The sequence below is a fragment of the Providencia sp. wls1914 genome (assembly GCF_009706645.1).
Taxonomy (GTDB): Bacteria; Pseudomonadota; Gammaproteobacteria; order Enterobacterales; family Enterobacteriaceae; genus Providencia; species Providencia zhijiangensis.
In genome coordinates, this window is the sequence record NZ_WLUN01000016.1 from 980972 (window position 1) to 998655 (window position 17684).

Genomic DNA, 17684 nt, shown 5'->3' on the forward strand with positions numbered 1-17684 from the left:
CATCATCGAACCTGCTAACCGTCTTATTTGTTAATAATCCCACTAATTAGATTAACTCACTGGTCTATACTCAATTTTTGGTTAAATTTGATGTAATGGCTATCTAGCTCACAAGATCACACCAATTTTTAGTAAAACAATTGGCAAAAACCCTCTTCCAAGTTACTCTGATGGCTCGACATTTTCCGTTATACCTCTTTTCAGCTAAACCACAGAGTTTTGGAATCGACAATATGTTTGAGAAAATCATTTCTGCCCCAGCTGACCCTATCCTCGGTCTTGCTGATAGTTTCCGTGCTGATCCTCGCGATAACAAAATTAACCTCGGTATCGGTGTCTACAAAGACGAATCAGGTAAAACCCCTGTTCTAGACACCGTCAAAAAAGCAGAGAAATTCCTGCTAGAAAACGAGAATACCAAAAACTACCTCGCGATTAGCGGAATGCCGGAGTTTGGTCGTGTCACTCAAGCGCTGCTGTTTGGTGCTAACCATGAAATCATCAGCTCACAACGTGCTCGTACGGCGCAAGCGCCAGGTGGCACAGGAGCCCTGCGTATCGCAGCCGATTTCATTGCTAAACAAACTAACGCAAAGCGTGTTTGGATCAGCAACCCAACGTGGCCTAACCATAAGAATATTTTCGAAGCAGCTGGCTTAGAAGTGCTGACTTACAATTACTACGATGCAGCTAACCACGGTATGGACTTTACTGGCATGCTGAACAGCCTGTCATCTGCGGTTGCTGGTGATGTGATTGTTCTTCATGGCTGCTGCCATAACCCAACTGGTATTGACCCAACGCCAGAGCAATGGACTCAACTGGCTGCTCTGTGTGCTGAAAAAGGGTTATTACCTGTATTCGACTTCGCTTACCAAGGTTTTGCGAAAGGTTTAGATGAAGATGCGGAAGGCTTACGCATTTTTACCAAAAATAACCCAGAAATGATTGTGGCAAGCTCATTCTCGAAAAACTTCGGTCTGTACAATGAGCGTGTGGGTGCATGCACCATCATCGCAAAAGATAGCGATAACGCTGAGCGCGCATTTAGCCAAGCAAAAGCCGTTATCCGTGCGAACTACTCTAACCCACCAGCACACGGTGCGGCGGTTGTTACCACTATCCTGTCTGATGAAACATTAAAAGCTGAGTGGATCCAAGAACTGACTTCAATGCGCGAGCGTATCAAACGCATGCGTCAGTTGCTGGTTAAAACATTGGAAGAGAAAGGCGCTAAACAAGACTTTAGCTTCATCATCAACCAAAATGGTATGTTCTCCTTCAGTGGACTGACTAAAGAGCAGGTAGAGCGTCTACGTAGCGAATTTGGTATCTATGCAGTGAGTTCTGGACGTATCAACGTAGCTGGCTTAACACTGGAAAACATGGTTCCTCTGTGTGATGCTATCGTAAAAGTGCTGTAAAATTTCACTTTTAGAGTTATATACATTGAAAAACACCCCAATCCGGGGTGTTTTTTTATATTCGAACCTAATAGAAATTATTTAAAAATTGCTGAGTATGTAAAACAGCATCCCAACGATTTTGCCTATGAGCCGGCGAAGCGGCTAAATCAAAATTGTGTTCATACTCGACACGCTGTTCAACGAGTCGTTGAACTAAAAGATCAAAGGTGTTATCCATCTCTTGAGCAGAAAAAGCCGCGTGATTATCAATATGTTTCACATCCAACATACTGGTAACATTCATTGGATTTTCTTTGAATAGAATAGAAACCTTACGTCCATTTTCTGATTCAAAAATCATTTTAGAAATATCATCGGATACTTTAGTAAACTTCGGCGTCTGTTTGAAATTAATCAACACCACCTGATTCACCCCATGGTAATCCTCAATTGTCACACTGCCTTGTGTATTACCATTAATAATATAAAGATCGTTTCCCATTCCCCCCATAAGCCTATCGTCGCCCCGAGTTGAAATCAGAACATCTTGCCCTTCTCCTCCTTGCAAAATGTCATTACCCTCACCACCCCACAAAACATTTTCCCCTCCTACCATCAGCAGCACGTCATTTCCATCGCCACCTTTGACAATACGGCCCTGTTTACTTTGATCACTAATGAGATCATTATCCGCTAGCGCATCAATAAACCATTGGCCTCTAGGAGTCTCATTTGTGAGATGCAAGATATCGACACGTGATGTTAGCTGAATAGGCTTAGGAATATTTTTCTGTAAAACATATAACTCATTAGCTGGCTTCCAATCCTCTACTAGGCCTAATTTTTGTGCCGTCGTGAGTTTATTAGCGAAATGTTGTGCCAATGACTCAAATCCATTATTGAGTGCAGCTTGAAAGGCTTCCGGAGGTTCATCGAGTAAATGAACTTTCACCGAGCCATCACTGCCCTCTTTAGGTTGCTTAATCTGTACAAAATGTTCATGACTCGAAAAATAAATATGATAAGTATGTCCATCAGCATCAGTTTCAGTGAGAAAATGAGCATCAAAATTAAGCAAAAATAGTTGATTATTCCCCTGAGTATCATCGATGTAAGTGACGCCGCTTTTGTTTCCATCAATAAGATAATGGTCATCACCCGCTCCCCCCATCAAGACATCCGTTCCGTGATCCGATAGCAATAAGTCTTGTCCCGTCCCTCCGGTCAAGAAATCAACGCCTGCACCACCATAGAGAACATTGTGCCCGTTTTCTGCTCTGAGGGTATCATCGCCATCACCACCCAGCAGGACATGGCTCATTGCACTATTGTCAATAATCACATCATCCCCATCCTGACCGTCTATCACTCTTTGTTCAGAAATATAATCATGAGGGACAATAATTTTGTCATTGTCGTCAGTGGATTCAGCTACCGTTATTAATGGTGTAATGGTTCCCTGCCCATCATTTAAATTAACAGTAAATAAATGACCATGTTTATCTTGTATTAAAACTGCATTGCTTGTTTTTTCATTAAACTGCTTAAATTGAATAGCCAGTTGTGTCTGCAAAAATCTATCTTTTAATACCAACCGAGAGCCTTCCATTTTTAATTGATAGCCATTCACAACCGGCAACAATAAAATAACTTTATCCTGATCGGTGTATTGATGATTAACTTCTGAGAAATCAAAAATAATATCCCCATGCTCGTAGTCTAATTGGCTAATTTGATAGGCATCTTGCCCCAGACTCACTTTTATTTGGCTACCCGACTTAACATGAGAAACAATGTTATTTTTTTCATTACCCCTATAAGTTAAATTTTTTGCCGCACCCAAGGGTAATAACGTTCCCCATGTAGAGGAAACATAGGTATGCTTTCCATCAATAACTAATTCGCCTTTGACCTCATCAATCAAAAGAGTGTTGTTATCGGAACGGTGAAGTTGGTCATTAACTTGTAAATAATGGATATTGAATAGCTTGTCGCGATAAACAGATGAAGTGTCTACGGATAATTGAGGCAATTCACTCGTTAGAATAAACCCATCATGTGTGCGTAAGTGATAATTATGTCGCGCCTCTCTGCCCTTTGATGTTGAGCGGTAAACATTTTTTAATTCCAGCGTCACCTGACTGTGAATATTCGAGAAAACATGCCCATCTATCGTTTCTGCTGGTAATTGGATCTTTATATATAAATGATTTCCTTCAACATATACATCATGTATCTCTTTTAGTGCATAATCTAAACTCACAATACTGGATGAATCCGTCGTTTCATCAATTGTGATCACCGCGTTAAAATGTTTCTCATTTTTTAAATACTTAGGTCTTACCTCATCCCGCTTATCAATGGCTTTTGTTTCATAGTTAAAGCGATGTTTTTTATAATTTAAATCATCAATATGCTGAAACCAGGCAAAACGCCTAATTCGATAACTGTCGCTACCATTCCCACCATTGGCGTAACCTTGAGTTAAAATGAGTTTATCATCGCCGTCATAACCATAGAGAGTATCTGTACCTAATCCACCATCCAAAATATTATGGTTTTCATCACCGTGTATCTCATCATTCGTCTTACCACGAACCACGACATGCTCAATACTTTTTAAGTGAGCAACATGAATAATATCTTGGTGATCCTCTCGTTGATAACTCACCCGGCTTTCATTTAAATTAACCTTGGCACGATACTCATCCGGCACGTTATCAATAATTAACGTATCATTACCTTGTAGCCCATCTAAAAGCTTTGTGGGTTCATTTCCTCGAGACCGCAAAGATACAAGACTGTTATCCTTCAAATAAAAATAATCATCGCGATCACCACCCGCAAAATATTTTTCTCCTGATAAAATCAGAAATGCATTTTTACGATTTTGGAAACCAATAATAAGGTCATTTCCTGTGGCACTATTAAAACTACTCCCGCGACTTTCCCTATCATTCAAATACCAGCTGATTTTTTGTTTATCATCCACTAAGTGTTCACTGTAGCGCTGATAATTACCCGAAATGATCGATTGCCCTAAAGGCCCAAATTTAGTTTTTTTAGAGAAAAAACTTAATTGTTCAGGATGAGAAGTCCCTAATTGCGCTTCTATTGGCAACATTAGGTCTGAATCTTGAATTTGATGTCTATTTTTAAATTGTGCCAATAATGGATCTGAGTAGTTGGGATTGAACGAATATCGCTCATCAGAAGATTCGCTACCAGTACGTTTTAACTCAAAGGTTTCTTTTAGTTCCTTTTTAAACAAAGGAATATGTCCACGCCCTATTTTACGCCTTGCCATTCCATCATAAGTTAATACATAGGAATTCAATAATAAGTTAGCATCTTGTAATGTATATGATGGAGCCCCTCGTTTGGTATAGTGTGCTTTCCTAGTAAATAAATCGATTTTTATATAACCTCGTTTTCCTCCGAAATAATTACCCTCATTATCCACTAAATAATAACGATCCATTTTTTCATAAGTAGGCTTGTCAATAACACTAAGATGATGATCAAAACCTGCTGGCTGTAATGATTGCTCAAAATGATTTAGATCCATCTCCCAGTCAGCATGCTTAAATGAATCAATGTATCGCTTAATAATGATTTCTTGCTGAGTTCGCTGAGTCGGGTCTAAACCAAATGCCCCTCGAATCCCCTCTTCCAACTCTCGGTCCCAACTAATATCAATTTCTGCCTTAATATTTTCAACCGCACGGCGCCCGTTATAAATCCAACCGCCTACAATTAAAAGCCCACCAACCACCAAACCAACAACAGGAATCGTCGATGAAGAGACCAGCACACCAACAACAGTCACCCCATTGATAACAAAACTCGCAATAGAGAAAGAGGCATTCACAATCAAATCTTGGCGCTGCTTTGGATCGGTCACACTCTCGAGTTTGGACAAGTTATCATATGCTTGATAAGCATCAATCCCCATACCAACTAGGTTGAATACAACCACGACCCCTGAAGCAATTCGACTTCTAGTTAATGAGGAAGCACCATTATTGCCCGCTATTTTTAGTAAAATAGGCTGTAAAATCATATCGCCATAATTGAAAAATGCGGAGCCACAGGTGATATAAAGCTGTTTTTCTAATTCAGCATACTCTTCTGCCGTTAAATCAGGGTTGTTGAGTTTATTCAATAGGCTGGAGATACTGATTAACGCTTGAGTCATTCCAGCAGCTCCCATTACTTGACCCGCACGAGATCCGATATGCTGAAATAAGGATAATTTTTGCCCCGCTTTATTTAAATCAACGATAAGCGTAGGTAGCCTCTGCGGATTATTAATATCAGGTGCACCCTCAATGACTTTAATTTGTTTTTTGTAACTACCACTCGTCGTAAAATCCATCTCATTATCAATGAGAGGATGATGTTCCTGCTTGGCTCGATGAACTATTTTTAATAACGAATGGTCTGACTCACTGCCCTCAAGAGTCGTCAATTCAAATGATAATTTGTTACCATTAAACCGAGCATCAGCTTCCCAGCCAGTTTGTTTAGTATGTACTAAAGTAATCGGTTCACCATTAACTGTTACTCCTAAGCTTTGTAGCCTTGCTAATGCAATTTTTTCACCATAGAACGTCACCCAACCATTTGATGATAAAGCTGTATCAATATGCTGAGCTATGATATTTCTCTGAGCTGATAGATCACCAAACAGTTTCCTGTCACCAATATCAACATGCTCTATATCCGCTCTAAAGTGGCCTCGCTCATCTTGATTAAACCCTGCATGCTGCCCACGTGTTATTTTCTTACCGTCAGCCAGCATAATATCTTCATTGAAATAATCGCCTACCAACTTAAAGAAATTTTTCCTCGCTGCGTATGAGTCGCTCAGTGACACGCTGATCTGTAAACCATTAGGGTCAAATAGGCTGTACTGTTTCATACCATTTTTTGTGACTTGGCTAATTGTAAACGTGGTACTTTTCCCTTCGATAAACAACAGCCCATCACTATCATTATGATAATAGTTATTACTTATTGATAGCGTGTCTACAATAGATTGATCTGCTAATGAAATACCTTTATTTGAGTAACGATCTCCGACTTCAGCAATATAATTCTGAATCTGATGTAATGCTTCCGTTTCCTTGTTAGAAAGCGTTCCTTGATGCTGTTTTTGTAATAGCTCAGCTTGTAGCTCAACTAAATCTCGAGCGTGCTCAACACCCAATATCTGGTGTTCTATGCCTAAAATAAGTCCTATCTTTTGATCGAATGCAGAAGAATAATCCCCGTATCTTATCCATCCATGATTAATTAGATTAATTTGTCCCCCATCCGGATGAAGGTTTCTTTGATTAATAAGCTTACTGAATTGTTGATGTTTTTGCCGTTGACCATCTCGATAGAGTTGTAATACCTGCTCGAGGGATAAATTCTTTAAACCACCCTTATCAAGGTTATCAACCTGAAGATTACTGAGCGCTAATAGTTCATCATTAAGCCGTGTGTAGGCATTGGTGTTTGTCACTAATGCCATTATTTCACTACGATTAGGTCCATATATTGATGGATACAACGCTTTCAATTGCACAAGAGAGCGCTCGCTGAGATGATTAATCATGGTTGGATCATGACGTAAACCTTGCAAAATGATTCTTAGTTCAGCGGCTTGCCTCTGCAATGTCGTGACCGTAGGCCAATAAAATAACGCATCAAAATCCACTTTGTTCTCTGTTAATTCATGGGAAAGATAACGATTTATCTGCACATTGAGTAATGGATCATTAATCGCAATTTTAATTTTATTGGCATCTATCCCTCCAGCCTCGTTCCCAAAATACACCGCCATATAAGGATGCTCAGTGAGTTGAATTCTATTCACATCAATTTCTTTTAACGCAATGCGCTCGAGTAAAGATTGCACCTTTTGATGGTTCGTTTGGCTAAGCATTGAGCTATCCGAATTGATAAAGGGCTGATTATTAGTGGGGACAACGGTTTCGCGGGTAAACTGGGTTATGACCGAAGCATTCACGCCATGCTGCTTTAAATGAGCAGATAAATCTGCTGCAAACTGATGGTGTTCAGCACTTGTTGTGAGCATGTGAGGACCAATAGAATGGAAGAAAATACTTTCCGGTGACATCACTGGGTATTTTTGTTTTACCGCAACCAACCCTGCTAATAAATTTTGTGTTGGCTTTCTAATAACCTCAGCATCACCTATAACCGTCCATTTTACGGGCTTTTGGCTTTCAATTAACGAAGGTATCTCTGACTCACCATATTCAATAGTCCACTTTTTATTATCGACATCCATCTGAAAAATAATGGTATTTTTTGCATTATTTGCGGCGATTTGTTCTGCCATTTGCCGCGCTTTAGGAGTACCCACCAGACGAATAACAACAGATATTGAATTATCATCCGGCGTAGTGTGGGCTGCTGACGCCTGCTGTATATTGACGCTATTCACCATTTTCCATATTGGAATAGATTTCATCCCTAGTTCATTGAGTCGCTTAGAAAAATGACGATGGAAGCTGTCAGGTAAAACACCTTGATACTGTTTCAATTCGCTGACGAATAACGCATAGGCCTTTGGGTTATATGCCACTTTCTTAATCAAATCAAAATCAAGCTGTCGTGTATCCGCATCTCTAAATGCACCTAGCGGGTCAAGATCAAGATTATTATTCAATTGTGATAATGTAATTTCGCCACGACGTAATTCATTGATGAAATATAAAGTTGATGAGTTCTTATTTATTCTGACTTGCTGGGTATCAACATTAAATTGATAAACAAATTTATACCCTTTCGTGCTGACAGAATCATTACTATCCCCATCAACTTTAACAAACTTATTTCCTAAATAGATGTTTTTAAGTAGTCGATTATAGGCGGTAATTGGCATATTCAAATTATGTTCAGATAATGCTGAGGCTGCGCTTAATGCGAAATTTTCATTAATTCCACCACGCCCTAAATTACACCCCATTAATACCAGTTTGGATGGCTTAGTATTATTGAGCACTTTCTTTTGTAAGTAATGAATCGAATCAGAAAACTGCCTCGCATTCACTTTGGCATATAATGTTGGCTGGTTACTCCCAAAATAATCGCCATGACCCACCGTTATCCATCTCACTTTCCCAGAATCTAATTTGGAAACATCACCGTGCAAAATCTTGTATTGTTTCGTTTTCAAATTGAATTGAATAACCATCGAGTCATCTGGGTGTTTCGAAAATGCATTTGCTACTGCATTTGTTGACGCATCATCCCCCTCAAGCTGAATAATCACATTATAGCTGTATTCTGTTGGCTTTATGGTTCTTGTTGTTTCAGCATCTTGAGCTCTAGTAAGACGATATTTCAACATTGGGTCTAACCATGTATCAATTGAGTCAGTGGCTAGAGATGACTCCCCTGCCAATAAAGACGCACTATGCTGTTTTAGTTCAGCAAAATAGATATCATCGAATCCCTCATCTAGTTGAGCGATGGGTTTACCGAGAATATTTTCCATTGCGTTATCATAATTGCGGTCACTTTTTCGAACGCCTCCATCCTCAAAACTATCATTCAGGCTTTTCTTTCTCGCAATCTCAATGCGCCCCTCAATAAAACTTTCTGATATTTTTCTTTTAGGATCAAAATACTGCCCATTATCACCTTCACTCCATTTTTTATTTAAAGGTACTCGATAACCTTGATTGATTAACAGTTGTTGAAAATTAGATAGTTGCTCTGCATTATTGATGATAATAGCGCCTTGCTCATTCATCTGAAAATAAGTAGAAATAGATTCTGATGTCCCTGTTAATACGTTTCTACCTTTTAATTTTTCAGGAAGGAAAAAAGTAATAGGAAAGTTATCTTGCATCACACTTGCAGGGTTTGCATCATCTGCACCATGATGAATTAACTCCATTCCATCTGTACGACCAAGCTTTCGATTTAGCTTATTTTTTATTTCTTTAATTTTGCTATTTGTGATGCCATTATCTCGGCCCTCATGCTTATTATATTCCACTTCATTTGCGTATAACGCTTTCTGATGTACCGTTAGCTCATCATAATTAACGCTGTTTTTCCATTCTGCCCAGCTTGGCATTTCCGTCACTTTGGCATAATGCTCTAGTTCTGATATTGGAAAAATAATACTAAAAAGATCATAATCAGCCGTCATCGCTTTTCCGGTTTTCGGATCACCAACAACATAGAATGGTTTAATTTCCCCCTCTTCTTGATGATAAACTCGCCAAGTATCCTTATCACCGAAAGCCGATTTTTTCAGATAAAAAACAACCTCCTCTCCATCAAGTAAGGAGACGACTTTACTGTATCCAGATTCGCTGGTTTCTCTGGAAAGAGAGATAGCATTATGCTGTAAAAGCTCATTCACTCGATCGGAGGAAATTTCAAGAACAACCGAAATTGCATCACCCTTATTAAGTGATTTTTGAATATATTGATTGTATTTATCAACATCCTCCCTCGCTGATTTCTTAGCAAACTGTTGAGAGATGGGAATAAACCCTGAATGAGGTCCCCAATCAGAACTTTTTCCTTTGATAGCTAAACCTTTGCTACTGTAATTTCCTGATTCAATTAAATTTGTTGATTTAAGATCGACAGGACGAATACCAATAATAATATTTTCGTCATTCGCAACTTGATTAATAAAGTGTTGATGAGATACGGGAATACCAGAAATAATCGAAGGTTTCGTATCTGCAAGTGGCTTTAAATGTAAATTAACACTGTCATAGTCTTTATTAACTAAATCTACATAATTTTCTTTTTGTGAAATACTGTTTAACCTATTTACATCAAAATTTTCACCGACAGAGTAAACTTTACTACCACTTTGTGAAATCACGATATCCCCCGATAATGCTGATAGTGAATCCAAATTTGTATTGATAATTGAAGTTAACTCTGTCACATCAAGTATATCGGTATAAATATATTTTGATTTATTTTTTAGATTTAGTTTAACCTTAACAAATTCAATATCAAAAAATAGTTTTTTATATTTTAATTTATTCTCTCTATTTTCATCCAAATAAATCGTCTCCCCATTCTCAGTGAGGAGTAAAGTTTCCGTCATATGAAGGTCATTAATGTTAATTCCTTTTAAGGGGGTTTTTATAGATTCCATATTATCAAACTGGCTAAATTCAATCAAAAAATCATCACCTTTACTTTTAAATAAGTAAAATCTTGCTCTTTCACTAACATATTGATGAAGAAATTCGCCAAAATTTTTCTGGTTATAATTTTTTATTATCCCTATATTAGGATCGAAGAACATATAATCCCATGACCGAGTTTTCTTATTATATTTAATGGATATTGCCATTGTGTGATTAGGGCTAGAGAACTCAAATAATAGTTGTTCTCTACTCATCTTAGTATGATTTTTTATTTTATCTATGAATTTAGTGACGGTTATTTCTGTTCTAGCTTTAGATCTATCAAAGTAACTATGATGATAACTATTAAGCTTTATCCCATTATTTGAATTGAATCGTTCTTGTTGATGATAGTTCTCCCACTGAATACTCTTAGACACCATTTCTCTAAAAAAATTGGCATCATCAAGTGTAAAGTCATTTACTACCACATCTTTTTTACTATGAAATTTTCTATAAAATGACATAAACCAAGGATCTGACAATAGCTCTGCGCCTTTACCGCTCTCAAAAAATACAGGTTCTTTATTAAGTGCATTATAGAAATCATTAATTTTTATTTTTTGCAGCTCATACATATAATTAATATACTTTTTAGCGACTTCATTTTTATGATAAAAAACTCCATACGCTATTTTATTTTTTCCTATCGATTTACTCATGTAATCTAAAAACGACTCTCTCTCGATAGGATAATAAAATTCTTTACTCAATAAATCCCCCTCGATTCCTGAGTTCATCTCAATACCTTGTGTCAAGATGACATCCCTCATTAATTCGTTAAATAATAATATTGAGTGCATCTTTAAGGCTTTATTTTTCACCTTACTTATCGGATTTTCACCTTCATAACCACTATTGATAACAGATAACAAATCATTCATTTGATGAAAATATCGTTCGCTTTCATCTATCGTACTATAAGTAAGAAAAGCATAAGAAAACCCATAACAATACCCCCCTGAATTAGCATAATTAATTCCATTTACCGTAGTCATTTTATTTAAATCTTTTAAATCATTTCTTTTAGAAATGAATTTTGACCATATACCTCTATTATCTTTTATATGTTCTATAAAATTTTTTTGAATAAATTTAACCGAAAGGAGATTTTTTTTCATGATTAACCTTATTGAAATAAAAAAACTATCTACTAAATAATATGATTTCTATTAAAATTGAAATCATATTAAAAATATCAAATACATCAGAATTAACCAGATGAAATAAATAGAATTAAGACAGACTTTAATATCAATTTATATTAACGCTATTTTATAGACATAAAAAAACCCCTTATCGGGGTTTCCTTATTAAAAAATAATATAAGCCTCTATGGAATAATCACCAAACTGGTAATTCATCCTGTAAGAAAGGGTTAGAAATCCGTTCATGGCCTAGTGTGGACATCGGACCGTGTCCCGGAATAAAGTGGTAATCGTCACCGAGAGGCAGCAACTTGTTTTTAATCGATGCGATAAGATCTTGATGGTTGCCTCGAGGGAAATCACTGCGCCCAACACCACCTTTAAACAACACATCTCCCATGGAAATAAGTCTGTCAGCATGGTTCACAAAAACAATGTGGCCGGGTGTATGACCAGGGCAATGCAGCACATCAAATTGAATATTTCCACACGTGATGCTATCCCCCTCTTCTAACCAATGATCTGGTGTGAAATCAGGGCAATCACCGATATAAAACATCGCATTTTGCTCAGCGAGATTTTCAATCCAGAAAGCATCTTCTTTCTGCGGACCATAAATCGGTACACCGAAATGTTTTGCAAGGGGGGCTGAGGCGCCAATATGGTCAGAATGACCGTGGGTAAGTAGGATTTTCGTTAATGTTAATCCGCGGCTTTCAATAGCGGCAATCAGCTTTTCAGCCTCACCACCGGGATCAACAATCACTGCATTCATTGAGGTTTCATCCCAGATCACCTGGCAGTTTTGCATAAACGGGGTTACTGGGATAATAGTATATTTCATCGAACAATCACTCCATAATCTGTGTCACCTATGCACAGATTACCATGTTCTCACTGGACCTGTATCGATATGAATGAAATTGCTTTTCGGATAATAGCCCACACCGCCAGCACTCATTTTTAATGCCGCTTTACGGACGTTACTTAGCTGCAAACCTTCAATATGGAAATCCATCGCTTGCCCGCGGGTATGATAGCTCTGTTTCGCTACACCGGAACTTTTACGACGTAATTCATTATTGGTTTCTAATGAACGGTAACCCGAAATCAGCTGAACAGGTTTATTGGTTCCCATCATCATCTGCAGCAAATAAATTTGGTCAAATAATTTAGGATCAATGGTTTTCACTTTATCGCAGCGATAATCACGGAAAAGGTGATTTAAGCGAGCTAATTCAGATTTATTATAACGGCGACCATCGAAAAATTCGGTCTTTAAAAATTCACCCGTATTTAAATTCTGAAAACGTAAAATTCTTGGGCGTGGCGTACTCATTGCAGCGAATACATGATTAGGTAATAGTCCCAGACCGATTGCGGCTGCACCAATTCCCAACCACTTTCTGCGGTTTTGATCAATCATATCCATAGGTGATAACTCAGGTATTAATTATTCAGTAAATATACATTTCAACTTCATCAGTCTAGCAAAGGATATTTAGCTTTAATGTATAATTATGTAAAGAATTGCGTAAATTAAGGAAAATTCATCACTTTTATGCAAAAAGGTGAGTGAAATCACTTATACGCACCGACTTAAGACGGCCCCAACTCATTGCCGATGATTATATATAAGCACAATTCATTCGATGTACAAATGAACTAAAACGGAATTATTAGGAAGATTTGGGAATTAATGCAAAAAATAGTATCGAGGAGCCTAAGCTCCTCGATTAATAATCACTATTTTAAAATCGCTTTGATTGCAGGGAGATATTTTTCAGCGTTATCAATACTGCCATCATATTGATAAATATCCGCCCGATATTGCGGTTGCTGATCTTTATCAACCCACGCGGTTTGATAGTATAGATATACAGGAATACGGTCAGGAATATTCACATAACGCGTTGAGCCTTCTTTTAATGCCCCATCAATACGAGTCTGTGCCCAACCTGCATCACCTAATAATATCGTCGCTAACTCGCTCGCTTTATTCACACGAACACAACCAGAACTAATGGCCCGAGCATTTTTATTAAACAGGCTATGGTTTGGTGTGTCATGGAGATAAATCGCGTCTGAACTCGGCATATTAAACTTATAACGCCCTAAAGAGTTACTTGAGCCTGGCGCTTGGCGAATGCGATAAGGGAAATTCGCAGGTGTAATATTTTCCCAGTCGATTGAATAAGGGTCAATCTCATAGGCATCTTGCCCCCACCCTGAATAAACCGTATAGCCTTTACGGCTAAAGTAGCTTGGATCCATTTTACCTTTCGGTGCAATATCCTTACGCGCCAAACTGGTTGGCACGCTCCAAGGTGGGTTAATCACCACATTATTCAGTGCGCTGCTCATAATTGGCGTTTTACGATCTGCACGCCCAACAATCACTTTCGAATCCAAAATGATGTCGTTATTCAGATAAAAATCCAATGTATACGCAGGGATATTCACCAAGATTCCTGTACCGCTACTTTCAGGAACAATCCGTAAACGCTGAATATTCAGTGCCATCAGCCCTGCTTTTTGCTTTGGCTGCATATTGAGCCAAACGCGCGTACCTTTACCAATCACACCATCGGCTTCTAAACCATATTGAAGCTGAAATTTTTTCACTGCGTCCACTAAGTCATCGCTATACACACGGGCATTAGCGGTGACTTTATTGATTTCTTCAGGCGGAGCTGATGCATCAACGGCCTCACCGACCGCAGCAGCTTCCAACAATCCATCACGCACTAAAATCTCACGGAGCGTAATGACATCATCGCTGGCTTGACCCGGTTTTAATGCTTTCGTACCCGTAATTTCTAACGTATCTTCTGGTAACGCGAGCTGTTTTAGCATCTCTTTGCGCATCGGTTGATACATCGCGTGTTTCGGTGCTTGAGCCTTCACCCACTCACCCAAACGATGTTCAGATTCAGCCTCTAACCATGGTTTCATTTGTGCCGCGGTCGGTGCGATAATTTTATAAGGGCGGCTGGTGTATAGCCAATATTGCCCCGTCGACTCAACGGAAGACAGATATTGTAAATAACCCAACATAGCGTCGGATAAAATAGCATCTCGCCCCATTTCGCTCAGCTGGCTATTTTCCAATGAAACTAACCATTCGCTAAATTGAGGTTGGAAACCTGCTAAAGCAAGCTCAGCTAATTGCTGTTGAAACTGGCTAATTGCCGTTTCATCTTGCCATAACAATTGCATTTGCCTGTCGGCATAAATTTTCGCCAACTGCTCCGCAAACACCAGTTTAGTTTCTGATGGTAAAGAAGCGTTAAGCTTTTCCAAGCTCTCTTTTGTCGTAACTTTACTCACCTCTTCAGCGACAACTGATTGAGGTTGTTGAATTTCCATACTGCTTTGCTGCGTATTTTCTGCTGTGGAAAATGCCGGGAATTGCATCGCCATCAGCCCACATAATACTGAGATCTGCAGAGCTTTCACTCTTCTCTTTGCCATACATCCACCTTAAAGTTACTACATGGATAACATTATTTTTTTATTATAGTGACACTATTTGATTATATTTAACTCTGAGAAGAATGTTATAGGAATTGACTAATTTTGTCTTTATTGATGAAAAAAGTTATTGAGGTAGGTGATCCGAAATAAGTGCTATTTATAAGACAGTATGAGAAATAGAATTGTTTGCGTTTTCCACCAAAGCTAAACGATATAACATATCAAATATTGACGTTTTTATTCTTTCAATAGAGTTAATTTAATATAAGTTATATTAAATCGCTGGAATGCGTCATCAAGAAATAAACACTATTTTGTTAGTTAAAGGCGAATAATCGCCTTTAACTAACTTGTTATCGAATATTAATATTCTGAGTTGATAACCACTTCCTCACCAAAGCGACCCGCTTTTGGCAACGGTTGGTAAGAGGAATTTGATGCACGGAGAATACGAATCCCACGAATATCCAACTCATGAGCCGCAGCAATATCCGCATCTGCATCACCATAATAGATAGTTAATTTATGGTCACGCATCCAGCTTACTTTATTATTTTTGCCGGGTTCATCACCAGCAAAAATGACTGGATTCATTTTATCTGCAGGAATTCTTAAGCCTTCTTGCACATATTGAGTCACAGTTTCAGTTTTAGTCTGTGTACGGCCTGTAATAAAGTAAACTTTATCACCACGCTCTAAGTGCATTTTAACTAAATCGATGCCCACTTGTTTTGGCATACTGAATTTGTCCCACTCATTATTCATTTTTTCCCAGAATTGAGGGTTTTTCAGATAACTAAAATCATTTGGGGAGAATTCAAGTTTTCCACGGTAGAAACCAGGGCTTGAGAATAAAACGGTATCATCGATATCAAAGCCGACCGCCATTGGCGCTTTGCCTTCTAAACTCTGTTTAATTTGTTCAACAGAGACCCAATGAACTGGTTGTTGTGCCGCTAATTCCGCAACAGTGACTCCAGTACTGACTGTTTCTGGCATTGGAATTTTGGCTTGAGATGTTGCCGTAAAGCTCAGCGCTAATGCAATTGCACTTAACGTTAGTGTGATTTTCTTCATGTTCGATCCTTATAATAGTTTTATTTCGTGATTAACTCCTCACGGGCTGCAATGATAAAAGTTTTCATTACATAAAAATGAGATTCAAATCTCATTGCAGTCATCTATTAATGATTTAAAGGGAAATGAAGATAATAAAAACAAAGAATCGAGCATGAGGTAATACTGTCCACTTTTCCTTATCTGGCATGTAGAGGTGTTTCACCACCAAGTGCTTGTTAACCACCACAGTCAACAGGCGGTACCAATCAAATCGCTACACACCATGTTCAGTAACTATAATAAAAAAGAGCCTATTGGGATTTAGGCTCTCGCTAATATATGGACTAAATTAGTTAGGTTCTTTTTCTGCTAAATAACGAAGGATAGCGGCGATATTTTTTAAGTTGTAACGCACTAAAATTTCGTTCTCCTTGGCTTTAAGTAAAGCGTCATAATCATCTTCCAACTGTCCTACATCTAACTTAGGTTCATTATAAACATCATAAAGAGCATCTGAAGGAACATTCCAATAAAAATCCGAATCCAGTTTGACACTCTCTATGTCATTCTTTTTCATCTCTTCAAAAATCGAATGAATTGCATCTTCAAGTACATTGAGATTTATGTCCATCTATTGCCCTTTCGTATTATTAATCTGATTTATATTCTTTTGAAACGTTTTAATTTCTTGTTCTAAATGTCTAATTCTTCCATCAATAATCCGTTGTCTAATTTTATCATTAGGTGCATTTTTAAGGTATCCTTGATTATCAAAAGCTTCCGGATTTCGCCTGTAAGCTACTAGTTTTTCTTCATGTGATCTTATTTGCTCCCTTAGCGAATTGATCGACCGTCGATCAGAGACACTCAATTTTCCTTCATTGGTACTATTATCTGGCTCCCAGCCATTAGGCGCCCCCGAACTAGTACCACCTAATTCAACTTTATCTGAATTCGAAAGATCTTTTCCAAGATTAGGATTTTTAGCTGCTTTATCTAAATCAGATGCGCAATCAAGGCGTATAAAAAGAGCCTATAAGGACTAGGCTATTCAATTGAAACTCAAATTACTTCACATAAAGAATTTATAAATAAAAACTTTCAAAATGAGAATAATTCAGTACTATCCTTTATTCTTAAGCGTATCACGCGCTTGAGCTAAAATAGAGATCAAGTCATCTAATGGTATCTTTGTAATAAAATTATTTGATGAATCAGAACCAAACAATTCAACTTCTAAATTTCCCGTTCCTTTATCTTGATTTATTTCAGCGATCCTTTGCCATCCCAATTGCACTTCTAATGTCAAATTTTCATATTCCATAGGACTTGAAAAAAATAATTCTAACTTTTTTTCTTTCATTTTTTTACCTTTGGGTCTAATACTGTATTAATTGAAATTATAA

7 protein-coding genes and 1 pseudogene are annotated in these 17684 nt (G+C 37.9%); 1 reads left to right on the forward strand and 7 read right to left on the reverse strand.

The features are described 5' to 3' along the window. The first annotated feature begins 233 nt into the window (after positions 1 to 233). On the forward strand, positions 234 to 1424 hold the full coding sequence (locus tag GKR74_RS15415; RefSeq protein WP_154604236.1) for an amino acid aminotransferase: 1191 nt from the start codon (positions 234 to 236) through the stop codon (positions 1422 to 1424). A gap of 67 nt (positions 1425 to 1491) precedes the next feature. Here the strand turns inward: GKR74_RS15415 and GKR74_RS15420 are convergent, their stop codons facing one another. From GKR74_RS15420 to GKR74_RS15450, 7 genes and pseudogenes are all read right to left on the reverse strand, one after another. Next, a complete protein-coding gene (locus GKR74_RS15420) occupies positions 1492 to 11715 on the reverse strand; it encodes an anthrax toxin-like adenylyl cyclase domain-containing protein (RefSeq protein WP_154604237.1) in 10224 nt (3407 codons plus the stop codon). A gap of 175 nt (positions 11716 to 11890) precedes the next feature. Continuing rightward, positions 11891 to 12586 (reverse strand): annotated as a pseudogene (locus tag GKR74_RS15425) (MBL fold metallo-hydrolase). A 39-nt stretch (positions 12587 to 12625) separates the two neighbouring features. Then, positions 12626 to 13174, reverse strand: coding sequence for a YcbK family protein (locus GKR74_RS15430; protein WP_154604239.1), 549 nt, complete (start codon positions 13172 to 13174; stop codon positions 12626 to 12628). 314 nt (positions 13175 to 13488) lie between these two features. Then, positions 13489 to 15216 (reverse strand): L,D-transpeptidase, encoded by a 1728-nt coding sequence (gene ldtD, locus GKR74_RS15435; RefSeq protein WP_154604240.1) that lies wholly within the window; start codon positions 15214 to 15216, stop codon positions 13489 to 13491. Between the two features lie 366 nt (positions 15217 to 15582). Continuing rightward, positions 15583 to 16296 carry an acid phosphatase AphA gene (aphA, locus tag GKR74_RS15440; RefSeq protein WP_154604241.1) on the reverse strand — a complete coding sequence of 238 codons (714 nt, stop codon included), beginning with the start codon at positions 16294 to 16296 and terminating at the stop codon, positions 15583 to 15585. 331 nt (positions 16297 to 16627) lie between these two features. Then, entirely contained in the window at positions 16628 to 16909 is a 282-nt protein-coding gene (locus tag GKR74_RS15445) for a hypothetical protein (protein WP_154604242.1), read from the reverse strand. Between the two features lie 492 nt (positions 16910 to 17401). Further along, a complete protein-coding gene (locus tag GKR74_RS15450) occupies positions 17402 to 17641 on the reverse strand; it encodes a hypothetical protein (protein ID WP_154604243.1) in 240 nt (79 codons plus the stop codon). Positions 17642 to 17684 lie beyond the last annotated feature (43 nt).